Here is a 22,843-nt window from a genome sequence, read left to right as displayed (position 1 = left end):
GTACCTCGCCAGAAAGCGGACGAAGTCCGCGTGGCGAAACGCTTGTAGCCCTGGGCAGCAACAACCCAGAGGCGAGCAAGACACGAGAAGCACAGTGGCCCCGGATGCATCCGAGAAGCCAGGGCCAGGCCGAGCCGTCGCTGGTCGGCCACGACCGTCGATCGAAGCGGCCTGTGTTCGAACCGAGCCACCGTCAATGATCCGGCTTCGCTTCGGGTTCCAATGCCTCTGTACGCCGGCAAGCCCTTCCATCTCCGCGGCACTGCGCGATTCTTCGCGCCACGGCTCCATGCCGGAGGGCAAACCCCCACCGGTACGCGCGCTTAAAAAATCGTTTGGCCAGGTTTGCCGCCACCGACGAACGCACGCTCGCCCGAGCGGCGAACCAACTGCACCCCCCCGGAGCAGCCCGGAAAGCATCCGGGCCCCGCCGGGCGCGACTTCGGGCGGGCCGTCGGCCCGCGTCCGATCAGAGCTCGATGATTTCGCCGCCGACGATCTGGATCGCCGTACCGTCGTAGCGGGTCAGCGAGAAGCCATCGAAGAGTTCGTTGTAGCAGCGCGTGTAGTCGGCCAGCAGGCCGAGCGCCTGCTGCTCGCCGACCAGCAGGCCGTCGACGCCGTCGGAGCGGTAGTGGACGCCGGCCCAGTCGCGGCCGAGCGCGATGTTGTTGGCCAGTTTGTTCAACTCGCCTCCTACGGTCAGGGCCTCTCCGGTCCACGGCAGCAGTTCCGAGCCATCGACGCTGGCGACCACGGGCTCCGGCAGTTCAGCGGTTTCTTCGAAGAAGGCCTTGAGCACCGTGACGCACGCGCCGGCAATCGTGGCGTGGCCGGCAGGGTAGGCCGGGTGGGTCGGCGAGCCCTCCGGGAAGGCCATGGGCAGGAAGGCGGTGCCGGTGCGGCTGCGAACGCGTGCGATCGCCTCGGAGTTCACGATCTCTGCAGGAAGCCCGTAGTTGCGGTCGCCTTCGATCTGGAAGTGCAGCCGGCCGGCATAGACTTCCGGGCGCAGGCGACGATGGACCAGCCACTTCTGGTACCAGGCCCCGGTCAGCGACAGGTTGGCCGCCTTGGCCACCAGGTCCAGCACGTCCGGGCCGCCGAGCGACACGAAACCGCCCTGGGTGGCGGAGCTGTTGTACGGGTTGCTGACATCGCGCACGCCCGGCAGGCCCAGCAGGATCAGCGCGGCGTTCAGGTAGGCCTGGTAGCTGAAATCGACGTGCACGTACTCGCCGAGTGCGCGTGCATCGGAGATGTAGCGCGGGTTGCCCTTGACCAGCGGCGGCGGCGCAACGCCGTTCTGCACCGCCAGCCACTCCGCCCGGGTAGTCATGTAGTCGTCGCCCGGTGCCGGCGTGGGGTAGCGCTGTTCGACGACCAGGTTGCCCATCGGAACGGGCTTGAACAGGAACTGGCTGATGTACGGACCGACGAGATCGCCCGGCGTCTCGCCGCGGAACACCGTCGTCGTCGTGACCGCGCCGCCTTCCCTGGGTCCGACGGTTTCGGAAAATCCGTTCAGGTCGGCCACCGCGGCGGCCACGTCGGGGTCGGTGTCGAAGGCGCTGAACGGCACATCACGCAGCAGCGCCTTCCAGTAGACCTCGCCCATTTCGGCAGCGGTCTCGGCGCTGGCAAAGGCCGGGGCCGGACGCATCCAGGTGGCGTGCGAGTCGAGCCCGGTCAGTTCGTACTTGTACGCGCCCTGCGGATTGGCCAGCTTGCGATCGGCCTCGGGTGACAGCGGAATCGCTTCGAAGTCGTCGTAGTCGCCGGACTCCAGGGCATCGAGCAGGCTGCGATAGGCGGCCGGATCGACCTCGCCGAAGGCATTGTGCGGCAGGGTCTTGGTGAAACTGCCGCGGTAGTCGGCATACAGCGCATCGTCTCCGTTGACCGTCTGGATGCCGATGAAGCTCTGCAGGTGCGACCGCGCGGCGGCCGTGCGCATGCGGAACAGCGAGGAATTGCGCCGCGCGGCGTCGGGCCCGAATCCGACCAGTCGCTGGCCGTCGAACTTGCTTGCCTGGGCCGCGTCGGCCAGCGCGCTTCGCGGCGCGAGACCGCCGACACCGGCCAGGAAGGCCGCGGCGGCGGAGGCACCGAGCATGCCGCGGCGGGTCAGGCCGCGCGGCTCATCGGAACCCCGCGGTGCAGGGACCGCCTTCTTGCTGGATTCGTCCATGTCGAACTCCCCTTCCGTTGAGGTGATGCGATCGCTCACGGGCCCGCGCCGAGATACAGCGGGCCGCCCGTGCTCCCGGTCCGATCATAGCCACTTCCAGGATATTCCACCAGCGTTCGATCAGGACCGGGTCATCCTCCATCGCCACTGAGGCCATGCAGCAGTTCGGCCCAGGCCCGGACAGGCTCCGGCCCGGTCCAGCGGGTCACCGACGGCGGTGCGGGCAACCGCCCACGCAGTGCAGCGCACAATCGATCGAACAGGCCCTGGAGGTCGTCGGCCGGGTAGCGGAAGACCGGATCGAACTGCTCCGGGTAGCACAGGGCATCGGGCACCACCGGCCGGCAGCCGGCGCCGACCGCCTCGAGCACGGCCAGGCCCTGGAATTCGTGGCGCGCCGTGCTGACCACGATGCCGGCGCGCGCGAGGACGGCCGCGTATTCGGCCCGGTCCGGCGCCCGATCGACGACGATCCGGTCGGCCAGCGCTGCGCGCAGCCGCTCCAGCGCCCTGACCGGACGTGCCCCGCGCGGGCCGAGCAAGGCGAGTCGGAAGTCGATGCCGGCCTCGGCCAGCCGGCAGACCGCCTCGGCGAACAGCTCGGGGTTCTTGTCGTACTCCCAGCGGTGATTCCAGACGATCAGGCCGGCGTCGCGCTGCTGCGCCGGGGCAATCGCATCGACCGGCACCGGCAGCACCCCGCTGTTCGATGCGATGCGCTCGACAAGGCCCTCGGGCACGAAATCCGGCATCCGCCGCATCAGGGCATCGACACCGTCGAGGAAGGTCCGGCGGTTGTACTCGGAATTGAACGCCACCCGATCGGCCGCCAGCGCGGCATAGAGCTGGACCATCTGGGCATCGACCGAGGTCGTCTGTCGATCGCTTTTCGGATAGACGAACTGGTTCTCGTGGAAATACAGCAAAGTCGGCACCGCCGCCAGCCGCGGGTGCAGGCCGCGAATCGTTGCCAGATCGACCATCGAGGTGGCGAGCACCGCGTCGGGCAGGGTCTCGCCGCTGCCGCGCGACGGGAGGTCGTCGAGCCAGCTCAGCGGGTTGCCGCGGATCCGCCAGGCAAAGTGGCGGCCGGGCAGTTCGAACCGGCGCCAATCGAAGTCGCGATGCCGTCGAACCAGCCCATCGGCCCAGTGCGCATGGCTTTCGGAACGGTAGGCGGACAGCAGCCAGATACAGGGCTTCGACATGGCAGGCGGGAGGTCTGCGGTGATTCGCCGAAGCGACCGGCCGGGACGGCGCGCCGGCTCAGTCGCGTTGCGGCGCCGAGGCCGAGGCCGAGGACGCCGGCACACCGTGGCGGGCCCGGATCGACGCTGTTCGCGCTCGATCCCCCGCGCCGCGATGCCGGGCCACGATCTGGACCCTCCGGTCCGAGCGGTCGCCGCGGACCTCGACGCCGTGCAGCCGGCCGTCGTGCATCTGGAACTCGTCGACCCGCTCGCCGTCAGCGCTGAAGGTCGTAGGTCGCTCGACGCCTTCGAGCACCGGAAGCGGGCATCGCCGGACGTGGGTGCAGCGCGTCGCCAACCCGGACCGATTCTCGAATCCGGCGCAGCTGCAGTGTTCGGGAACGCCCGCTGCGCAGTCTCCGGGAATCGCCTGCAGCAACGCGCCCGGCTCCCGCGCCATCCCCGGCGTTGTCAGGACCCGGGCCGCCACTGGCCAGCCGCTATGCATCCATCGTCTCCTCCTGCCCGTGTTCGCCGATGACCTTATCCCGGATGCCGACCCGGTTCAATGTCGCGAATCCGGAATCGTGACGAACCACCCGGCGATTTCGACGAACCGACCGGACCGGCCGACCGGCCGACCGGCACTCACGGTGTGCGGACGCCATCCGGCGCCTTCGGCGTTCGCGACGAGCCCTTCAAGGCACTTGACAAGCGGCCCGGAGTCTGGAGTAATCGAAGCCATGGAGATCGTCCGACCAACAACCCGTTCCTGCACGATGTGCATGTGCATGTGTCTGCGCGCGAAAGCTGCGGACTCGTGCACGGTCGTGATCTGACGAACCCCTCCTGACCGAACCACGAGAACACCCGCAGCGGCCTGGCCGGTGCGGGTTTCCTGTTGTCTGAATTCCCGATCGTTCGACCCGCCGACCTCCCGCTGCGATCCACCGCCCGAACCGGAATACCTCCGGCTCGGTGCGATCGACCACGACGCACGAGGAGACCACCCGATGACGAACGACGCAGCCACCCCCCGGTTCGAGACCCTGCAGGTCCACGCCGGCCAGCAGCCCGCGCCCGGCACCCGCGCCCGGGCCGTGCCGATCTACCAGACCACGTCGTTTACCTTCGACGACAGCGACCACGGCGCCCGCCTGTTCGCGCTCGAGGAGTTCGGCAACATCTATTCGCGGATCATGAACCCGACCACCGACGTGTTCGAGCAGCGGATCGCCGCGCTGGAAGGCGGCGTGGCCGCGGTCGCCACCGCCTCGGGCCAGGCCGCCCAGCTGCTGGCGCTGACGACCATCGCGCAGGCCGGCGACAACATCGTCGCGTCCTCGTCGCTGTACGGCGGCACCTGGAACCAGTTCAAGGTCTCGCTGCCGCGGCTGGGCATCGACGTGCGGATCGTCGAAGGCGACGACCCGGCGGCCTTCGAGGCCGAGATCGACGAGCGCACCCGCGGGCTGTACGTCGAGACCATCGGCAACCCCGGGTTCCGGATTCCCGACTTCGACGGCCTGTCGGCGCTGGCGAAGCGCCACGGCGTGCCGCTGATCGTCGACAACACCTTCGGCGCCGGCGGCTACCTGTGCCGGCCGATCGAACACGGCGCCGACATCGTGGTGGCCTCGGCAACCAAGTGGATCGGCGGCCACGGCACCTCGATCGGCGGGATCATCGTCGATGCCGGCCGCTTCGATTGGGGCAATGGCCGCTTTCGGCTGTTCACCGAACCGGCCCCGGGCTACCACGGCCTGAACTTCTGGGAGACCTTCGGGCCGGACAGTCCGTTCGGCAACATCGCCTTTGCCATCCGGGCCCGGGTCGAGGGGCTGCGCGATCTCGGCCCTGCGCTGAGCCCGTTCAACAGTTTCCTGTTCCTGCAGGGACTGGAAACGCTGTCGCTTCGGGTCCAGCGCCACGTCGACAACTCCCTGGCGCTGGCGCGCTGGCTGGTCGATCACCCGGCCGTCGCCTGGGTCAACTACCCGGGGCTGGAAGACCATCCATCGCACGCCCGGGCCCTGAAGTACCTGCGCCACGGCTTCGGTGCCGTGCTGAGCTTCGGTCTCCACGGCGGCGCGGCGGCCGGGCGGCGATTCATCGACGGGGTCGAGCTGGCCAGCCACCTGGCCAATGTCGGCGACGCCAAGACCCTGGTCATCCACCCGGCCAGCACCACCCACCAGCAGCTCTCGCCGGCCGAGCGCCGGGCAGCCGGGGTCGACGACGCGCTGGTCCGGGTCTCGGTCGGCATCGAGCACATCGACGACATCGTCGCCGACTTCGATCGCGCACTGAACCGGACGCTGGCGGAGTCGGCGGCATGACCGGGCGCGACGGATGGATCAACGTGGCCTCGCCGCCGACCTGGCGGAACGGCGCGCGCTCGGAGGGCGTGGCGATCCGCTACCGCAGTTGGGGCCGGCTGGCGCCTGCGCGCGACAACGCGGTGCTGGTCTGCCCGGCATTGACCGGCGATCGCCGCGTCGATCGATGGTGGGACGGGCTGCTCGGCCCCGGTCGCGCACTGGACCCGACCCGCTCGTTCATCGTTTCGATGGACGTGGTCGGCGGCAGCGGCGGCACCCGCAGCCGGCCCGCGCTCGACGCGGTCGATGTGCGCGACATGGTCCAGGCCCAGCGGCTGCTGATCGACGCACTGGGCATCGACCGGCTCGAGCGGGTGATCGGCGGCTCGCTCGGCGGCATGCAGGCGCTGGAGTGGGCGGTCGGCCATCCGGACCGGGTGGCCTCGGCGGTGGTGATTGCCGCACCGGCCAGACAGACCGCCTGGGCGGCCGGACTGAACCACGTCCAGCGCCGCGCGATCGAGCGCCATGGCGATCTGGAGCTGGCCCGGATGGTCGCCATGCTCAGCTACCGCCACTGGTCCGACCTCGACGGCCGGCTGCGTCCGCTGACGCTGGAGCGCGGCGCCGTCGGCGGCTGGCTGAACCATCACGGCGACGCGCTGCGCGCGCGCTTCGACGCTGCGGCCTACCTGCGCCTGATGCGGGCCATGGATCACCACGACGTCGGTCGCGATCGCAACGGAACGGCGGCGGCGCTGGCCGGCTGCCGGGTGCCGACCCTGGTCGTCGGCATCACCAGCGACCTGCTGTACCCGCCCGACGAACTGCACGCGCTCGCCGACGGCCTGGGCCGCGCGCAACTGGGCTGGCTGACTGCCGCGCAGGGCCACGACGCCTTCCTGATCGAGCAGCGCGCGCTGGATCGGCTGATCCGGGAATTCGATCCCTGCACAGTGCGCCCCGAGACCGAGGAGATCAGCGCATGACCACGAACTTCGCCACCCCGAAGACGAGCGCCTCGCACAAGGGCCTCGAGCCGACCGCTGGACGCAGCGTGCCTGGCATCCGGGCGCCGCTGCCGGGACACAGCCCCGACGGCACCGTCGACGTGGTGCTGATCGGGCACACCGGGCAGGTCGGCGGAGCCGTACTGGAGCGGCTCGGCGACGTCCGCGATCCGGCCGGTCGACCGATGCTCGCATTGCGCGAGTCGATCAACCGGCGCGAGCACGTCATCGGCACCGAACGCGGCCTGGACGTGCGGTCGCGCGCTCCGGGTACGCTGGCCGAGCTCGCTCGACGGCTGGCCGGCCGTGGACGACCGGCGGTCGTCGTCGACTGCAGCGCCGATCCCGATCTCCCGGCGCTGTACCCGGACTGGCTGCGAGCCGGCATCGGCGTGGTCACGCCGAACAAGTTCGGTTTCGCCGGCAACCGGGCGCTGTACGACCGGATCCAGTCCGCGGCGCGATCCGGCCGGGCCCCGCTGGGCTATGCCGCAACCGTCGGAGCCGGCCTGCCGGTGCTGGCCACGCTGCGCCGGCTGCGGGCCTCGGGGCGCGCGCCGACGAAAATCACCGCGGTCGTGTCCGGCACGCTGGTCCAGGTCTTCGGCAGGATGCACGACGGCGCCCTGCTGTCCGAGGCCGTGGCCGCGGCACGCGACGCCGGCTGCACCGAGCCGGACCCGCTCGACGACCTGTCGGGCAAAGACGTGGCGCGCAAGCTGCGGATCCTGCTGCGCGAAGCGGGGCAGGCGGCCGAAGACGCAGAGCCGGTCATCGATCGTGAGCCGGTGGTCGAGGACCGCTGGGCGCAGGAAATCCGCGGTCGGCTGGACGTGATCGAGGCGCTGCAGCGCCAGGATGCCCGGTGGGCCGCGCGACTGACCGCAGCCGAGCAGAACAGGCAGCGCTGGATCTACCGGGCCTTCGCCGAGCCGGGGCGGGCGCAGGTCGGTCCGGCCACGGTTGCCGCCGATGATCCGTTCGGTCGGCTCGACGGCAGCGACAATCGCCTGGTGCTCGACGGCATCGGCAATGGCGCGACGCGGGTGGTCATCGAAGGGCCCGGCGCCGGCATCGAGGTCACGGCCACGTCGGTGCTGTCGGACCTGGCCGAGGCGGCCGCCAGTCAGTTGCTGCGCCTGGCGGTCGCCTGAGGCATGGAGCGAAACGAAAAAGCCCCGCCGTAGCGGGGCGCTCCGGATCGGCTCTCCGAATCGGCGGGCCGGCGCGGCCTCAGTCGAGGTCGAGGAAGCTTCGCAGCTGTTCCGAGCGGGTCGGATGACGGAGCTTGCGCAGGGCCTTGGCCTCGATCTGACGGATGCGCTCGCGGGTAACGTCGAACTGTTTGCCGACCTCTTCCAGCGTGTGGTCGGTGTTCATGTCGATGCCGAAGCGCATGCGCAGCACCTTGGCCTCGCGCGGCGTCAACCCGCCCAGCACCTTCTGCACCGTGTCGGTCAGGCCGGTGGTGGTGGCGGTGTCGACCGGGGACAGGATGTTGATGTCCTCGATGAAATCGCCCAGGTGCGAATCCTCGTCGTCGCCGATCGGGGTTTCCATGGAGATCGGCTCCTTGGCGATCTTCAGGACCTTGCGCACCTTGTCTTCCGGCATCTCCATCTTGACGGCCAGTTCCTCGGGCGTGGGCTCGCGGCCCATTTCCTGCAGCATCTGGCGGCTGACCCGATTGAGCTTGTTGATGGTCTCGATCATGTGCACCGGGATTCGGATCGTGCGCGCCTGGTCGGCGATCGAACGGGTGATCGCCTGGCGGATCCACCAGGTGGCGTAGGTCGAGAACTTGTAGCCGCGACGATATTCGAACTTGTCGACCGCCTTCATCAGGCCGATGTTGCCCTCCTGGATCAGGTCCAGGAACTGCAGCCCGCGATTGGTGTACTTCTTGGCGATCGAGATCACCAGGCGGAGGTTGGCCTCGACCATTTCCTTCTTGGCCCGGCGCGCGCGCGCCTCGCCGATCGACATGTTGCGGGTCAGGTCCTTGAACTCGCCGATCGGAATGCGCTGGGTCTTCTCGATCTGCTGCAGGCGGCGCTGAAGACGGGTGATCTCGTCGACGTGCTCGGCAACCGCGCTCGACCACTTGGTGCGCTTGCGGGTCAGGCCCTTGACCCAGTCCGGATCGGCTTCGTTGTCGACCCAGCTCTTGATGAAGTCCTTGCGCGGCATGCCGGCGCGATCCACACACAGGTGCATGATCTGGCGCTCGATATCGCGCGAGACGTTGGCCTGGAAGCGCAGCCGGTCGATCAGGTGCTCGAACATCCGCGGCGGCAGCTTCAGGCGCATGAACTGTTCGCAGACCTGGTCCTTCAACTCGTTGGTCTTCCGGCCGTTCGGGCCGTAGCGGTCGTAGAGCTTCAGGAACTGCTCGTGGATGCTCTTGAGCTCCTCGAAGTACTGGATGACCTGCTCGGCGTCGGGACCGGTGTTGACGGTCGGCGCCGGCTTGTCCTCGTCCTCGTCCTCGTCGGGCTCGTCCATGAACTCCGCTTCCTCGGCCACCGCGGCTTCCATGGTGTCTTCGGAAATCAGGTCCATTTCGGCGAGCAGCTGCGGGTTGACGAAGCCGGAGACCAGTTCGTTCAGCCGCTGGTTGCCGTCGCGCCAGGCCTGGTATTCCTCGAGCAGCACGGTGATGGTGCCCGGGAAGCGGGCCAGCGACATGTTGACCGCGTTCAGTCCGTCCTCGATGCGCTTGGCGATCTCGATCTCGCCCTTCTGGTCGAGCAGGTCGACCTGGCCCATCTCGCGCATGTACATGCGGACCGGGTCGGTGGTCCGGCCCAGCTCGGTTTCCACCGCGGCCAGCGCGGCCTCGGCTTCCTGCTGAGCGGTCTCGTCGTCGGTGTCGGTCGAGGCGGAATCGTTGAGGATCAGCGCATCGGGATCTTCCGGGGCCTCCTCGAAGACCTTGATCCCCATGTCGTTGATCATGTTCACGACGTCTTCGATCTGTTCGGGATCGACGAGGTCGTCGGGCAGGTGATCGTTGACCTGGGCATAGGTCAGCCACTGGCCCTGCTCCCGACCCTTTTCGATCAGGAGCTTCAATTGCGATGCGCGGGGTGCGTTTTCCATAGAGTCCGTCTCTACCGTGTGCCGACCGTGCCGGCGGTGCGATGTCTGAGCCATTGCCGAAGCTCGTCGGCCTGTTCGGGCGTCAAGCCCTCGGCCGCCTGTTGGCGCTGCAACTCGTTGATTCGGGCCCGAATACGCAGCGCCCGGATCCTGTCCAGTGATTCGACCAGCGCCGGGCCCAGCTGTTCCGCTCGACCGGCCAGATCGCGCGCTGCCAGATCGGCCAGAAACGGCCCTTCCGGCCGGTCCCGCCAGTGTTCCAGTACGAGCGCGGTGGAAACCTTGGGCCGGGAGGCGCAGAAATCAATCAGTTGGACCAGGAAGTCGACCCCCTTGAGGTCACCCGGCCCATCGAGCCGGGAGCGGTCCAGTTCTGCGGCCAGCTCCGGGTGCTGGACAAGAATGGCAACCGCGTATTGTACTGGAGTCAGCGGCCGATCGGAAGCCTGTCGTGAATAGCGAGGCGCGGCAGGTTTCGGCCGCCAGTCGCCGGCATGTCCGGTCCGCCGGCGCAACTCCTCGGCCATCAGGTCGGCGAACGGCCCGGCCGGCAGCCTGGCCAGCAGCGGCTGGGCCTGGGCGACCAGCCGCGCCTTGCCGTCCGGAGTGGTCGTGTCCAGCGGCCGGGCCAGCTCGTCGAACAGGAAGCTCGACAGCGGAATGGCCCTGTCCAGCCGCTCGGCAAAGGCCTCCCGGCCCTCGGCGCGCACCAGGCTGTCGGGATCCTCGCCCTCGGGCAGGAACAGGAAGCGCACCTCGCGATCGGACTTCATCACCGGAAGCGCCGCCTCCAGGCCCTTCCAGGCCGCGCGCCGGCCGGCCGCGTCGCCGTCGAAACAGAACACCACCACCGAGGTCGCCCGGAACATCAGCTCGACGTGGTCGGAGGTGACCGCGGTACCCAGCGTGGCCACGGCGTCCTCGAAGCCGAACTGGAACAGCGCCGCGGCGTCCATGTAGCCCTCGACGACCAGCAGCCGATCGGGCAGGCCGCCGCGCCGGACCTCGAACAGCCGGTACAGCTCGCGGCCCTTGTGGAAGACCGGCGACTCGGCCGAGTTCAGGTATTTCGGACCATCGTCGCCCAGCGCCCGGCCGCCGAACGCGATCACCCGGCCGCGGCGATCGCGGATCGGAAACATGATCCGGTTGCGGAACTTGTCGATCCAGTTGCCGTTGCGGGCCTTGCCGGCCAGCCCGGCCTTTTCCAGGTCGGCCGCCTTGTGGCCCTGTTCGATCAGCCGGTCGACCAGCGCCGACCAGGCATCGGGCGCGCGACCGACGCCGAACTCGTCGAGGGTGCGCTCATCGAGGCCGCGCTCGGCGAGGTAGCCACGGGCGGTCTCGTCGCGCTTGAGCTGGGCGCGGAAGAAATTCTGGGCGGCCTCCAGCGCGTTGAGCAGCGGCTCCTGCTCGCGCTTGCGCACGCCCGGATCGGCGCCGCCGGTGCGCGGCACTTCGAGCCCCACCTGACCTGCCAGGTCCTCGATCGCGGCCGGGAACTCCAGCCCGTCGTGCTGCATGACGAAGCCGATGGCGGTGCCGTGCGCACCGCAGCCGAAGCAATGGTAGAACTGCTTCTGCGGACTGACGTAGAACGACGGGGTCTTCTCGTCGTGGAACGGACAGCAGGCCTTGTATTCGTGCCCGGCCGGCTTCAGCGGCACGCGCTGCGAAATCACATCGACGATGTCGACGCGCTCGAGCAGCGTCTCGATGAAGGATTCGGGAATCAGGCCGGACACCCCGGGAAGTGTAGCCCCGGGGCGTCGGCTCGGAAAGCCGCCGACCGGGGACGCCGGATCAGCCCAGCCGCGCGCGGACCTTCGCCGACACCTGCTTCATGTCGGCCCGGCCCTGCATCGGGCCCTTGAGCTGACCCATGACCTTGCCCATGTCGGCCATGGCCGAGGCGCCGGTGTCGGCCACGGCCCGGTCGATCAAGGCGTCGATCTCGGCGTCGCTCAGCGGCTCGGGCAGGAAATCGGCCAGCACGTCGATCTCGGCCTGCTCGACCGCGGCGAGGTCCTCGCGACCGCCGGCGGTGTACTGCCCGATCGACTCGCGGCGCTGCTTGACCATCTTCTCGATCACCGCCAGCACCTGGTCGTCGTCGAGCTCGACCCGCTCGTCGACCTCGCGCTGCTTGATCGCCGCGGTCAGCATGCGAAGCACCTTCAGCCGATCCTTCTCCCCGGCCTTCATCGCCTGCTTGACCTGTTCCATGACCTGCTGCTTCAACGACATGGCAGAGTTCTCCTGCAAGAATTATCGAGTTCCAGCCCCTGAACATGGGCCCGAATTCCAGAAACGCAAAACGGGCGGCCAGAGCGGCCACCCGAAGACTTGTCCGTTTCCCTGCGGTCGAGATCAGAAAAAATCCGATCTCAAGTAATGAGGGGGGCTTTTTGCCTACCCGCGCTCGACGTTCACGTCGTCAACCGAAACCACGGGTGGAGGCGAGTGGATCGTTGTTCAGGCGTGCGCTGCAGGAGCACCGGGAACCGCGGAGCGCGCGCCTGGACGACGAGACGCCGCCTCCGGCGTCGGCTCAGTACAGGCGCTTTCTGTTGGTGACGTCGCGGGACAGCTTGCGCAGATGCCGCTTCACCGCCGCGGCCTTCTTGCGCTTGCGCTCCTGGGTCGGCTTCTCGAAGAACTCGCGGCGACGGGTCTCGGCGACCACACCGGCCTTCTCGCAAGAGCGCTTGAAACGACGCAGGGCGAACTCGAACGGCTCGTTTTCCTTGACTTTAACGCTTGGCATTACGAATCACACAACCTAGTGAAATTGGCATAGTTCCCCAGTATATCGCGGTACCATCCTCGAATGCAAAGCCAATCCACCCCCTCGGTCACGACCGTACTCGGCATCGAGACCTCCTGCGACGAGACCGGCGTGGCCCTGTACCGGCACGGCGACGGCATCGTCGCGCAGGCGGTGCACACCCAGCTCGACCACGCGAAATACGGCGGCGTGGTGCCGGAGCTGGCCTCGCGCGACCACGTCCGGAAACTCGCCCCGATGATCCGCCAGGTGCTCGACGAGGCCGGCTGCAGGCCCGCGGCGATCGATGCGGTGGCCTACACCGCCGGGCCGGGGCTGGCCGGCGCGCTGCTGGTCGGCAGCGCCGTGGCCGAAGGCTACGCGCGCGGAATCGGCCGCCCGACCATCGCCGTGCACCACATGGAAGGCCACCTGCTCTCGCCGATGCTCGAGCCCGACCCGCCCGACTTCCCGTTCGTCGCGCTGCTGGTCTCCGGCGGTCACACGATGCTGATCGAAGTCCGCGCCCCCGGCGCCTACCGACTGCTGGGCGAGACGCTCGACGACGCCGCCGGCGAGGCCTTCGACAAGACCGCCCGGCTGCTCGGGCTCGGCTACCCGGGCGGCCCGGAGGTCGCGCGGCTGGCCGAGCAGGGCAACGCCGAGCGCTTCGACTTTCCGCGCCCGATGACCGACCGCCCCGGGCTGGACTTCAGCTTCTCCGGGCTCAAGACCCACACCCGGCTGCTGATCCAGCGCGAGGCCGGGGACCCGCAGACCCGGGCCGACATTGCCGCCGGCTTCGAGCGCGCCGTGGTCGACACGCTGGTCATCAAGTGCCGCCGGGCGCTGAAGCAGACCCGGCTGGACCGGCTGATCGTCGCCGGCGGCGTCAGCGCCAACCGCCGCCTGCGCCAGGCCCTCGACGCAAAACTGGCCGGCCGCGTCTACTATCCGCCGCTCGCGCTGTGCACCGACAACGGCGCGATGATCGCGCTGGCCGGCTGGTACCGCCGCGCCGAAGCGGGGCAGGCCGGCAAAGTGGCCGTGCGCCCGCGCTGGCCGCTGGACGAACTGCCGCCGCTGACCGAAGCCGCGCCGGCCTGAACCCGGGCGATCGCGCCCCGAACCGTTGAAAGGAACCCGCCGCATGGACCGCGTATTCATCCAGGACCTGGAAATCGAGACCGTCGTGGGCATCTACGACTGGGAGCGGGAAATCCGCCAGAAGGTCGTGCTCAACATCGAGATGGCCGCCGACATCGCCGCTGCCGCCCGCACCGATTCGATCGACGATACACTGGACTACAAGGCGGTCTCCAAGCGAATGGTCGGCTTCGTCGGCCAGAGCAGCTTCTACCTGGTCGAGACCCTGGCCGAGCGCTGCGCGGAGATCATCCTCGAGGAATTCGACGTGCCGTGGCTGACGCTGCGCCTGGACAAACCGGGTGCCGTGACCGGCTCGAAATCCGTCGGCGTGATGATCGAACGGGGCCGCCGACCCGGCTGACGGCGAACCCTTCGCCCTCGGTCCGCATCCTTTTTCCGGAGAGTCTTCGTGGCCGACGTCGAAACCGTCTACCTCGGGCTGGGCAGCAACATCGATGCCCACCGCATGCTGCCCGTCGGCGTCGCCGCCCTGCGCGAACGCTTCGGCGAGGTGGCTTGTTCGCCGGTCTATCGCTCGGTCGCCGTCGGCTTCGACGGGGCGGACTTTCTCAACGCCTGCTGCCGCATCGAGACCGACCTCGAACCCACTGCCCTGAAGCATTGGTTGACCAAACTCGAGAACCACCACGGCCGCGATCGCGACCAGCCGAAGTTCTCCGACCGGACCCTGGACATCGACATCCTCCTGCACGGCCAGCGCGTCGGCGACTTCGACGGCCTGGTCCTGCCGCGCGACGAAGTCCTGAAGTACGCCCACGTGCTCGAACCGATGGCCGACCTCGCCCCGGACCTGGCCCACCCGGAAACGGGCCGGACCTTCGCCGAGCACTGGGCCACCTTCGACGGCGACCGCAGCCTGACCGTCACCGACCTGGCGCTCTGAGCCGCCGTGGGCAAATTGCTCATCGTCCTCGGTCTGGCCATCGCGCTGCTCGGCGTGATTCTCTACTACGCCCCGTGGCTGCTGAACTGGTTCGGCAAACTGCCGGGCGACATCCGCATCGAGCGCGACGGCGGGTCCTTCTACTTCCCGATCGTCTCGATGATCATCGCCAGCGTAGTGCTGAGCGTGATCGTCAACCTGTTCCTGAGGCGCTGACCCCGACCGACCTCACCGCCCCTCGATGCCGAGCAGGGCGTGCAGGTGGCAGGCGAAGTCGCCGATGATCTTGCGGTCCTGCGTCAGCCGCGTGCGCCAGCCGATGTCCTCGCCGTCGCGCTGCATGGCGCGGGCCAGGATGTTGCAGGCGTCGATCAGCACGTTGTGGGCGCGCGTGCGGCCGTCTTCCATCTCCGCCCGGGTGGCCGGGTCGGTCAGCCGGTAGTCGGTGCGGATGCGGGCATAGCGCACGGCCGCATCGACCAGCTGCTGGCGCAGATCCGCGTGGCGCGATGCCCGGATCGCGGCGTAGATGGTCTTCGAGGTCTGGAATTCCACGGAAACGAACCCTCCTGGCTGCCTAGCTGTTCAACGCGCGCAAGATCAGAATATCGAAATCCCCCGGATTTTTGAAAAACCCGGCCGCGCCGCGCGTTCTTCCCGCACCTCGAGCACCGGAGACCGCGAATGACCGAAGCCCGCCGCCGCACCGACGCCGCATCGATTCCGCAAGGCAAGCCGCCGCCCCAGCCCATCCTCGGCTGGGACCGGGCGCAGCCCGAACGGCGATCGATCGGCTTCCACGCCACCCCTGCCACCGCTCGGACCACGGCCTTCGCGCCGGTCCCCGACCCCGGCGAGGGCCACATGATGACCATCGCGCCGACCGGGGCAGGGAAGGGCCGGTCCGCCATCATCCCGACCCTGCTGTCCTACCCCGGCCCGGTCATCGTGATCGACCCCAAGGGCGAAAACGCCCAGGTCACCGCTCGAAGGCGCCGCGAAATGGGCCAGCGGGTCTACGTCCTCGACCCCTTCGGCGTCTCCGGCGAAGAATCGGCCAGCTTCAACCTGCTGGACACGATCGACGCCAGGGCCCCGGACGCCTACGAACAGGCCATGAGCCTGGCCGAACTGATGACCCCGGGACGGGCGGTGCCCGATCCCTTCTGGGAAAACAGCGCGAGGAGCCTGATCACCACCCTGATCCTGCACGTCGCCTCGGTCCGGCCGCCGGTGCTGCGCAACCTCTCGGAAGTCGCCTACCTGCTCAACCAGAGCATGGAGGACATGGCCTTCACCATCAAGGAAATGAAACAGTCGAAGAACGACCTGGTGCGGCGGCAGGCCGGCGCCCTGGAGGCCACCGAAGCGAAGGTCTGGGCCAGCATCCTCTCCACCGCGCGAGCCGGCATCCGGGTCTTCAACGGCGAGACCTTCGGGGCCACGAGCTCCCGCACGGACTTCCCGCTGGACGGCATCGTCCGCGGCGACCCGATCAGCCTCTACCTGGTCCTGCCGCCCGACAAGCTCGACACCCACGGCCCGCTGCTCCGCCTCTGGATCGGCACCCTGCTCGACCAGCTGGCCCAGCGCCGCCACCGGGTCGAACAGCCGACCCTGTTCATCCTCGACGAAGCCGCCCAGCTGGGCACCCTCGAACAACTACGAAGAGCCGTCACCCTGATGCGCGGCTACGGCGTGCGCACCTGGAGCTTCTGGCAGGACCTCAGCCAGCTCCAGCGCCTCTACCCGGACTGGGAGACCCTGTACAACAACACCCGCTTCATCCAGACCTTCGGCGCCACCACCCACCGCCTGGCCGAATCCCTGGCCCACCTGCTCCGGCTGCCGGCCGACATCGACCCGCTGCGGCTCCCGCCGGACCGACTGATCCTCGCCGAGGCCGGACGAAACCCGAGAGTCATCGACAAACCGGACTACCTGGACGACGCGCCGTTCCGAGGACTCTATGACGACAACGATTTCTACCAGCCGATGCCGCCCCGAACGGAATCCGAACGCCGCGGCCGGCCCGAAGCGATCCCCCAGCCCGGCAACATGGCGGACGACCCCGACCTGGAGTTGGCGATCGGCGCGCAACCCGACCCCTCGGACCGGACGTGAAGCATCGGAACCGTGAGACGGCGACCGTCCACCTCGATCGCTCGCAGGCCGGATACGAACATCGCGCAGCGCCACATCCGGTCGACCGCATTGATCGGAACCGGCGATCGCCGCGACCCGGAGCCACGCGCTGCTCCACTCCGTTCCATGGACCGCTGCGAAGAACCGAAGACAACGCGACTCGGTGCTCCGGGCGCCGACCCTTGCCCCGGCATTCCGGAATCTGTATAACGATCAGCGAACACCGACGAACGAAAGGGGGCGGCGTGCACGAAGCGTCGGGGGCCCGATCACGTTCCAGCCTTGTCGCCGCCGCATTCTGCGCGGCCATCGCGCTGTCCGGATGCGCCACGCACACGGGCGCCGACCTCCCGTCCTGCGCCAACGTACGCGGCTTCTACAACCCCGACATCCCGCTGGGCGCCGAGCGCCTGGGCTCGCGCCTGTGGATCGAGCGCCGCCTGATCTACACCTCCCGCATCGGTTCGGTCGTCCGCGCCGTCGCCGCCGGCCCCGCCGACGGCGAGTGGCAAGCCGGCCGCCTGCCGACGCCCCTGCTCGTCGAAGACGGACTCTGGAAAACCACCATCACCACCGGCCTGGCCGGCCAGAATCCCTACGACGTCAACTTCGACGCCCGCGCCTTCGAGGAACCACGCTTCACCACCGCTCGGCTGGAACGCCGCACCGTGGAGGTCTACCTGCAGGCGTTCGGACCGGGCCTCGGCAACTGGGGGCTGGAGCGGACGATCCGCATGGCCGCGCTCAAGTACCGCGGCGCGCCGGATACGGATTGGGCGATCTGTCCGGTGCGGTTGTAGATGCGGCTTGGATGCGTCCAGGCATCGGCCAAATGTTTACTCAAGAACTCTCGGGAGATAACGAACGATGATCTACCTGCTCAACTCTCCAGTCCTGACTTCCTATGGGACTTACGAATTTCAGGGTCCGGTCTCACCCGACAGCGCAGGAAAGCTCATGACCGAAGGGTTTGTCTCGGCCATCGGACATTCGTCAACCGCAGAGATTCTGAGTGACCTGCTCGGCCATCACATCGAGCACCAACGAATCTCCGTGCAAATGGAGACGGGTGACCGCGCGATCGTCTTTCGGCTTCTTCAACGCGTACCGCCGCAGGACATCTCGTCGAAACAGCAACTGGAAGAAGTCGGCTACGAACTGGCCATTCTGGAGCGTGTCGTATGACAGACAGGAATTCGCCCGGAAAGCACGGAAAACACAAATCCCGATTCGCCAAATCCAGCGCCGATCTGTGGATGGTCATGGTCGTCGGCACGACCACGATCTTCATTATCGCCGTTGACTGGCTCGGCGCTTCCCTTCTGCACACTTTCTTCGGGCCAAGGGACGAGCGTCTACTGCTCGAACCCCTTACCGTCACCGTGGAGCGTACCGACGCGGTCATCCAGCGATGGTCGATGACGGCGCTGGGCCTGTCGGCAACGATCGTCGCGCTATTCGTGCTCGCCTGGGTCCTCTCGACGTGGGTGCAGGGCCGCGACCGAAAACGGAAACAACGCGATTCTGCCGACGCAACTCCGACATTGAATGCCTGGAAGAAACTCTGGCTATCGCTCGCTCTCCTGATTTTCGCAATCACCCTCGGATGGAGCTCGGCCGGCCTCGAGCAGTGGCTTATGGGCGATCACGGATCACTGCAACATCTGTCCGACCGCTTCAGCATCGCCGTTTCCGCACTCTTCATCGGTGTACTGGTCGGAGCTCTGGGAATCTCCATCAAGAATCGACGAAAACCTTGGAGGTATTGGCTTGTCATGAGCTTATCTGCCATCGGCATTGTGCTCGTGGCAACCTCATGGTTCACTTCGGTTCACATTCCGCCCGCATCGGTGTTGCTGTTTCTGGCGCTTAGCTGGGGCTACCTGCTGTTCCAGCTGGTCTGGTCCTATGCGATTCCGCAGAACTTCAGTTCGGACGAGAAGCCGCCGCCCCGGAGACACCTCATCTGTTTCATCTCCGACCAGGTCGCTTCAAAACCCTTCGAAAGAGGTTATGCGTTCGACAAGTTCGAAGACCACGTGCAGGCACGTTTCGATGGCCACGCCGATATCGCGGAAGCGCTCATTCGGGCGTTCCGCGAATGGACGTCCCACTCCAGCATGCCCGAGGACACGCCCGAACTCCCTGCGGATTTTGCCGATGCACTGGTGATCGTTCTCTACGCGCTGCAGCAAGAGCTATCGGAGGGCTTTGCCCAACAAGGATCTGAACCCCTGCAAAGCGTGTTTCTCCGACTCCACAAGAGGCTCGACAAAAGCTCTCTTGATGACGAGAAAACCTCGTTGAATGACCTGAAGAGTTCATCCAACCTCGAGCTTGAACTGCTGGCCGTTCACCTCCTCGGAGAAGTCTGGAGGATGCACCGTCAGCCGGTTGGCAGGAACTCGATGCTGAGCGACCTGATCAAGGCCTATCAGACGCTCACAGGCATCAGGGCCAAATGGCTGATGCCGGTCATCTCGGCGGAGCACAATCTCGGCCTCGGCACCGAAGCGTCGTCGCGTTCGTTGAACTCACCAACGATGCAGGAAATGACCTGCGTCTTCTCCGAGTCGCAAACGAAGGACGGGAAGCGGTCAGGAAGTTTCGAAGCCATCGAACAGTTTGCCTGGTTGTTCGAAGTGCTGTTCAGGCGCTACTACGGATTGCAATCCGACCTTCCTCTGTTTTCCGTATTCCTGCCGGAACTCGAACGCAGGAGGCCAGCGGAACTGGTCCGGCTCGACGATGCCATCCGTCAGCCGGGGGCTTTGGGAATCGATTTCCTCGACTACGAGCAGTGCAGTCAGGCAATCGTGGACATCATCCGGCACTTGAGCGAGCACCCGGAAGACGAGATCGCGATCGACTTCACCGGCGGTCTCAAGCCGACCACCATGGCAGCGGTTTTCGCGACGACCTTCAGTCATGCCACCAGCCAGTACGTCGACACGAACGAATTCACGGTCTACGGCTTCGACATGCGCTATCACGACATCCGGTTCCTGATTTCATGATCAAAGCCACCTCTCGCCCCGAATGCGGCGGTTTCGCCATTGCGCCCCACGCCGCAGGCCGAACCGCCCCGAGAATTGCCACATCGAACGCCGTGACGGAGCTGACGCATGCCTGAAGCAATCTGTGGTGAATCCGCGCATCGGCTCACTGCCCGTAAGGCTTGCAGAGAAGCGTTGCCCAAGCTCTATGCCGCCTGCTTCACGATGCAATTCGATCACCGGACCCGGGTCAATCCCTACCACGCACCATCACTGGCCGGTTACCTGAAAACCCTCCTGGGCGGAAATCTCCCCCCGGAACTCTGGTTCCATGCGAGCGATGATGGTGTGACCCGCTTCGAAAAAGGAGACGAATACTCGTTCGTCGTGTACAGCCTGCCGGGAGGATTGGCAGCGTTGCAAAGGCTCATTCAGGGCGCCTTCACAAGGACCGCCCAGGAGCTCGACGGCCGTGCCTTCGGACCGCGATGGCACTGCAAGCGAGTCAGCGATGGGTTCAGAAAGGAAAATCGCATCGCAGCGGCGCATGAACTCAGCGCGCTCACCTTCGAAGAGATCGACGCCGAAGCGCGGCTCTGGTCCGTACAGGATGAAGTCTATCTTCGCCTGCTCGGCCCGCTTCAGCTCCTCAAACCGAAGGATTCGCGCCCGAAGAAGGGGCTTGGCCGATTCTGCCGCGACGGTTCGGAGATCGATGGGCCGCTGCTTCTCGAACGTCTGAGACAAAGCATCGACGGCCTTCGACGGCGGCTCGGCTTCGAGAATCCGTTACCGGCACCCGAAGCGTCGCTCGAGTTCATCGATTCGGATCTCTTCTGGCATGGCACGGAGCAGACGGACAGGCAAGGCGGCCAGAAGCCGGTCTATGGACTCGGCGGAATCAGCTGGCTCCGAATCAGGGGTGAGGATGGCCGCACCGTATGGCTCTGGCTGATACTCGGCCAGTATCTCGGAATCGGGCAGCGCAGGGGATTCGGCCTGGGGCGCTACCGACTCGAAGGGACGTCCGGTGAACGGAGTGGTCGCCTGCCCGAGCGCAGCGCGAGCCTGCTGCGTTCTGCTTTCGAGACGAGCAACCTCGACATGGCCTGGCGAGCCATCCGTGACAACAAGCGCAAGTCGGCGTTCGATCGGGAGCTGGAGGCGGCGCTGTCCACACTGCCTAACGACGCCGATCAGCACACGGCGCTCTCGGACCATTCGAAGCGCATCTTGTCAGGCTCTTACGAGACCCCGAACCTGAAAGGGGTGGTGATCGAGAAGCCCTCGGGAGGCCGACGCGCACTCGCGATCCCTCCGCTTCTGGACCGCGTTCTTCAGCGCGCGGTGGCCCAGGCACTGAACGAAGTGATCGAGCCCATCCTGTACGCACATTCGTTCGGATATCGACCCGGTCGCAGCCGCAGGCAGGCTCGCGATCTGATTCAACGGCTGGTGAGGGAAGGCCACGGCTGGTTCTTCGAGTCGGATATCGACAACTTCTTCGACGCCGTCGATCCCGTGCTTGTCTACAACCGCCTGATGAGCCTGCTACCGGATGACCCCGCGATCGACCAGATCATGCAGTGGGCCGCCGCCCCGGTGAGGTACGACGGTCGGCTGATCGTACGGGGCGGGCTTCCCCAGGGTTCACCGCTGAGTCCGCTGCTGGCCAATCTCGTGCTCGACGATTTCGACAACGACCTGAGGGCCGCAGGGTTCTCCCCGGTGCGGTTTGCCGATGATTTCGTCGTGCCCTGCACGTCGCGAGCCGACGCCGAGCGCGCCCGAGACGTGGTGTCGGCATCGCTTCAGGAAAAGGGGCTGGAGCTGAATGCGGACCAGAGTCGGGTCGCACGTTTCTCCGACGGCCTGAAGTTTCTCGGCTATCGATTCCTCAATGACCTCGCGATCGAAACCCGCAAGTCCCCCCGCTCCAAAACACCGCAGGACCCAAGCAATTCGGATGGCTGGTGGGCGCACAGTTCAGCCACTGAACCGCAGGAAACCGGAGATGCGCCCGTGGCGCACGAACCGAAGCACGAAGCGGCCGCTGACGACGCAACCGGCGAAGCCGTTCACACCGGCACGGTGGTGATCATCAGTGAACCGGGCTGCGCCCTGTTCACTCGCGAGGGTCAGCTCTGGAGCCAGCACGAAGACCGTCCCGCCCGAATGATCGCGCCCTGGCCCCAGATCGGAGCTTTGCTCATGATCGGCTACCAGCGAATCACTCAGGCGGCGCTGCTGCGCGCCATGGAGCACCGGGTTCCCGTGCACTTCACCGATGCCTTCGGACGACTCAAAGGCCGCCTTATTGGCGAGGCCGACGACAACGAGCGGGCGCTATGGCTGACGCAGCTCGAGACCTGCAAGGACGAGAATTACGTAGTGACAGTGGCGCGGGAACTCGTCGCGTCTCGCCTGCACCACCAGAGCCAGGTCCTCCGCCGCCGCGGTGTCGGCCAACGCACACTCAGGCGCTTCAAGAACAAGGAGGAAACTGCCATCGAAGCCAGTTCACTCGAGTCGTTGCGGGGCATCGAGGGTAGCGCAACACGTGAGTACTTCCAGTCACTGGCAGCCCTTCTTCCGGACTGGCCGGCGTTCAACGGCCGTAATCGGCGGCCGCCGAGGGATCCCTTCAATGCGCTGCTCTCGTTGGGTTACACCCTACTCTACACCCATACGGAAACGTTGATCCGCATGGCCGGTCTGCTGCCCGATCACGGGTTTTACCATCAGCCCCGTGGCCGGCATGCCGCACTTGCGTCCGACATGATGGAGCCGTTCCGCCACCTTGTCGAGAGCACCGCCCTGGCACAGATCAACCGGCGGCGCCTGTGCGAATCGGATTTCCTGCAAAACGACGAGGGGGCATGCAGAATCGGCCATCAAGGACGAAAGGCCTATCTCATGAGTCTGGCCCGGAGACTGTCGGGTGCGATGACCAATGCGAACGGAACGTCCATGAGCGGTCACGAGCACATCTACCAGCAAGCCGTTCGTCTGTCGGGGAGTCTCTCGAACAGGAAGCAGGCCTTCGAGGCGACGCGCCTCAAATAAAG

General features: G+C 66.7%; 20 protein-coding genes. 12 read left to right on the top strand and 8 right to left on the bottom strand.

Features of this window, described 5'->3' with window-relative positions:
• Window positions 1-469: 469 nt before the first annotated feature.
• The 3 genes from HFP89_RS01970 to HFP89_RS01960 all read right to left on the bottom strand — a co-directional run bounded on the left by HFP89_RS01970 (window position 470) and on the right by HFP89_RS01960 (window position 3,889).
• Window positions 470-2,191 carry a vanadium-dependent haloperoxidase gene (locus tag HFP89_RS01970; protein ID WP_206212178.1) on the bottom strand — a complete coding sequence of 574 codons (1,722 nt, stop codon included), beginning with the start codon at window positions 2,189-2,191 and terminating at the stop codon, window positions 470-472.
• A 131-nt stretch (window positions 2,192-2,322) separates the two neighbouring features.
• Complete coding sequence (locus tag HFP89_RS01965) at window positions 2,323-3,399, bottom strand: DUF3524 domain-containing protein (protein WP_168715958.1); 1,077 nt, start codon at window positions 3,397-3,399, stop codon at window positions 2,323-2,325.
• A gap of 58 nt (window positions 3,400-3,457) precedes the next feature.
• The gene (locus HFP89_RS01960) at window positions 3,458-3,889 is read right to left on the bottom strand and encodes a hypothetical protein (RefSeq protein WP_168715957.1); all 432 of its coding nucleotides are present in this window, start codon (window positions 3,887-3,889) and stop codon (window positions 3,458-3,460) included.
• Between the two features lie 505 nt (window positions 3,890-4,394).
• Between HFP89_RS01960 and HFP89_RS01955 the strand changes: the two genes are divergently transcribed.
• The 3 genes from HFP89_RS01955 to HFP89_RS01945 are packed head-to-tail and all read left to right on the top strand — an operon-like array spanning window position 4,395 to window position 7,866.
• Window positions 4,395-5,720 (top strand): O-acetylhomoserine aminocarboxypropyltransferase/cysteine synthase, encoded by a 1,326-nt coding sequence (locus HFP89_RS01955; RefSeq protein WP_168715956.1) that lies wholly within the window; start codon window positions 4,395-4,397, stop codon window positions 5,718-5,720.
• Window positions 5,717-6,691, top strand: a complete 975-nt coding sequence (locus tag HFP89_RS01950; protein ID WP_168715955.1) for an alpha/beta fold hydrolase — start codon at window positions 5,717-5,719, stop codon at window positions 6,689-6,691. The genes HFP89_RS01955 and HFP89_RS01950 overlap by 4 nt, the downstream gene beginning before the upstream one ends.
• A complete protein-coding gene (locus HFP89_RS01945) occupies window positions 6,688-7,866 on the top strand; it encodes a hypothetical protein (RefSeq protein ID WP_168715954.1) in 1,179 nt (392 codons plus the stop codon). Before HFP89_RS01950 ends, HFP89_RS01945 begins: the two co-directional genes overlap by 4 nt.
• Window positions 7,867-7,945: 79 nt before the next feature.
• Here the strand turns inward: HFP89_RS01945 and rpoD are convergent, their stop codons facing one another.
• The 4 genes from rpoD to rpsU form a co-directional block, all read right to left on the bottom strand.
• Complete coding sequence (gene rpoD / locus HFP89_RS01940) at window positions 7,946-9,814, bottom strand: RNA polymerase sigma factor RpoD (protein WP_240955842.1); 1,869 nt, start codon at window positions 9,812-9,814, stop codon at window positions 7,946-7,948.
• Window positions 9,815-9,825: 11 nt separating this feature from the next.
• Window positions 9,826-11,559 carry a DNA primase gene (dnaG, locus tag HFP89_RS01935; RefSeq protein WP_206212177.1) on the bottom strand — a complete coding sequence of 578 codons (1,734 nt, stop codon included), beginning with the start codon at window positions 11,557-11,559 and terminating at the stop codon, window positions 9,826-9,828.
• A gap of 58 nt (window positions 11,560-11,617) precedes the next feature.
• A complete protein-coding gene (locus HFP89_RS01930; RefSeq protein ID WP_168715952.1) occupies window positions 11,618-12,061 on the bottom strand; it encodes a GatB/YqeY domain-containing protein in 444 nt (147 codons plus the stop codon).
• A gap of 304 nt (window positions 12,062-12,365) precedes the next feature.
• Window positions 12,366-12,581, bottom strand: coding sequence for a 30S ribosomal protein S21 (rpsU, locus tag HFP89_RS01925; RefSeq protein ID WP_168715951.1), 216 nt, complete (start codon window positions 12,579-12,581; stop codon window positions 12,366-12,368).
• A gap of 63 nt (window positions 12,582-12,644) precedes the next feature.
• Between rpsU and tsaD the strand changes: the two genes are divergently transcribed.
• The 4 genes from tsaD to HFP89_RS01905 are packed head-to-tail and all read left to right on the top strand — an operon-like array spanning window position 12,645 to window position 14,850.
• On the top strand, window positions 12,645-13,688 hold the full coding sequence (gene tsaD / locus HFP89_RS01920) for a tRNA (adenosine(37)-N6)-threonylcarbamoyltransferase complex transferase subunit TsaD (protein WP_168715950.1): 1,044 nt from the start codon (window positions 12,645-12,647) through the stop codon (window positions 13,686-13,688).
• 43 nt (window positions 13,689-13,731) lie between these two features.
• Window positions 13,732-14,091 (top strand): dihydroneopterin aldolase, encoded by a 360-nt coding sequence (folB, locus tag HFP89_RS01915; RefSeq protein WP_168715949.1) that lies wholly within the window; start codon window positions 13,732-13,734, stop codon window positions 14,089-14,091.
• Between the two features lie 48 nt (window positions 14,092-14,139).
• The gene (folK, locus tag HFP89_RS01910) at window positions 14,140-14,634 is read left to right on the top strand and encodes a 2-amino-4-hydroxy-6-hydroxymethyldihydropteridine diphosphokinase (RefSeq protein ID WP_346775176.1); all 495 of its coding nucleotides are present in this window, start codon (window positions 14,140-14,142) and stop codon (window positions 14,632-14,634) included.
• 6 nt (window positions 14,635-14,640) lie between these two features.
• Window positions 14,641-14,850, top strand: a complete 210-nt coding sequence (locus tag HFP89_RS01905; protein ID WP_168715948.1) for a DUF2905 domain-containing protein — start codon at window positions 14,641-14,643, stop codon at window positions 14,848-14,850.
• A gap of 12 nt (window positions 14,851-14,862) precedes the next feature.
• On the opposite strand, the gene HFP89_RS01900 is transcribed toward HFP89_RS01905, so the two are convergent.
• Window positions 14,863-15,189 carry a hypothetical protein gene (locus tag HFP89_RS01900; RefSeq protein ID WP_168715947.1) on the bottom strand — a complete coding sequence of 109 codons (327 nt, stop codon included), beginning with the start codon at window positions 15,187-15,189 and terminating at the stop codon, window positions 14,863-14,865.
• Between the two features lie 129 nt (window positions 15,190-15,318).
• Between HFP89_RS01900 and HFP89_RS01895 the strand changes: the two genes are divergently transcribed.
• From HFP89_RS01895 to cas1, 5 genes are all read left to right on the top strand, one after another.
• Complete coding sequence (locus tag HFP89_RS01895) at window positions 15,319-16,758, top strand: type IV secretory system conjugative DNA transfer family protein (RefSeq protein ID WP_168715946.1); 1,440 nt, start codon at window positions 15,319-15,321, stop codon at window positions 16,756-16,758.
• A 266-nt stretch (window positions 16,759-17,024) separates the two neighbouring features.
• Window positions 17,025-17,579, top strand: a complete 555-nt coding sequence (locus HFP89_RS01890) for a hypothetical protein (protein ID WP_168715945.1) — start codon at window positions 17,025-17,027, stop codon at window positions 17,577-17,579.
• Between the two features lie 67 nt (window positions 17,580-17,646).
• Complete coding sequence (locus tag HFP89_RS01885) at window positions 17,647-17,964, top strand: DUF1874 domain-containing protein (protein ID WP_168715944.1); 318 nt, start codon at window positions 17,647-17,649, stop codon at window positions 17,962-17,964.
• Window positions 17,961-19,796: a hypothetical protein gene (locus tag HFP89_RS01880; RefSeq protein ID WP_168715943.1), complete on the top strand. Its 1,836-nt coding sequence runs from the start codon at window positions 17,961-17,963 to the stop codon at window positions 19,794-19,796. Before HFP89_RS01885 ends, HFP89_RS01880 begins: the two co-directional genes overlap by 4 nt.
• Before the next feature lie 108 nt (window positions 19,797-19,904).
• A complete protein-coding gene (gene cas1 / locus HFP89_RS01875) occupies window positions 19,905-22,841 on the top strand; it encodes a CRISPR-associated endonuclease Cas1 (protein WP_168715942.1) in 2,937 nt (978 codons plus the stop codon).
• Window positions 22,842-22,843: the final 2 nt, after the last annotated feature.

Origin of the sequence: Wenzhouxiangella sp. XN79A, from assembly GCF_012272825.1 — a bacterium.
GTDB lineage: Bacteria > Pseudomonadota > Gammaproteobacteria > Xanthomonadales > Wenzhouxiangellaceae.
Note: the sequence above shows the minus strand (reverse complement) of the source record. Positions and strands in the feature narration are given on the sequence as shown.

Coding starts and splice junctions, on each gene's coding strand:
- HFP89_RS01970 (WP_206212178.1), bottom strand. CDS start 2,191: ATGGACGAATCCAGCAAGAAGGCGGTCCCTGCACCGCGGGGTTCCGAT.
- HFP89_RS01965 (WP_168715958.1), bottom strand. CDS start 3,399: ATGTCGAAGCCCTGTATCTGGCTGCTGTCCGCCTACCGTTCCGAAAGC.
- HFP89_RS01960 (WP_168715957.1), bottom strand. CDS start 3,889: ATGCATAGCGGCTGGCCAGTGGCGGCCCGGGTCCTGACAACGCCGGGG.
- HFP89_RS01955 (WP_168715956.1), top strand. CDS start 4,395: ATGACGAACGACGCAGCCACCCCCCGGTTCGAGACCCTGCAGGTCCAC.
- HFP89_RS01950 (WP_168715955.1), top strand. CDS start 5,717: ATGACCGGGCGCGACGGATGGATCAACGTGGCCTCGCCGCCGACCTGG.
- HFP89_RS01945 (WP_168715954.1), top strand. CDS start 6,688: ATGACCACGAACTTCGCCACCCCGAAGACGAGCGCCTCGCACAAGGGC.
- rpoD (WP_240955842.1), bottom strand. CDS start 9,814: ATGGAAAACGCACCCCGCGCATCGCAATTGAAGCTCCTGATCGAAAAG.
- HFP89_RS01930 (WP_168715952.1), bottom strand. CDS start 12,061: ATGTCGTTGAAGCAGCAGGTCATGGAACAGGTCAAGCAGGCGATGAAG.
- rpsU (WP_168715951.1), bottom strand. CDS start 12,581: ATGCCAAGCGTTAAAGTCAAGGAAAACGAGCCGTTCGAGTTCGCCCTG.
- tsaD (WP_168715950.1), top strand. CDS start 12,645: ATGCAAAGCCAATCCACCCCCTCGGTCACGACCGTACTCGGCATCGAG.
- folB (WP_168715949.1), top strand. CDS start 13,732: ATGGACCGCGTATTCATCCAGGACCTGGAAATCGAGACCGTCGTGGGC.
- HFP89_RS01895 (WP_168715946.1), top strand. CDS start 15,319: ATGACCGAAGCCCGCCGCCGCACCGACGCCGCATCGATTCCGCAAGGC.
- HFP89_RS01885 (WP_168715944.1), top strand. CDS start 17,647: ATGATCTACCTGCTCAACTCTCCAGTCCTGACTTCCTATGGGACTTAC.
- HFP89_RS01880 (WP_168715943.1), top strand. CDS start 17,961: ATGACAGACAGGAATTCGCCCGGAAAGCACGGAAAACACAAATCCCGA.
- cas1 (WP_168715942.1), top strand. CDS start 19,905: ATGCCTGAAGCAATCTGTGGTGAATCCGCGCATCGGCTCACTGCCCGT.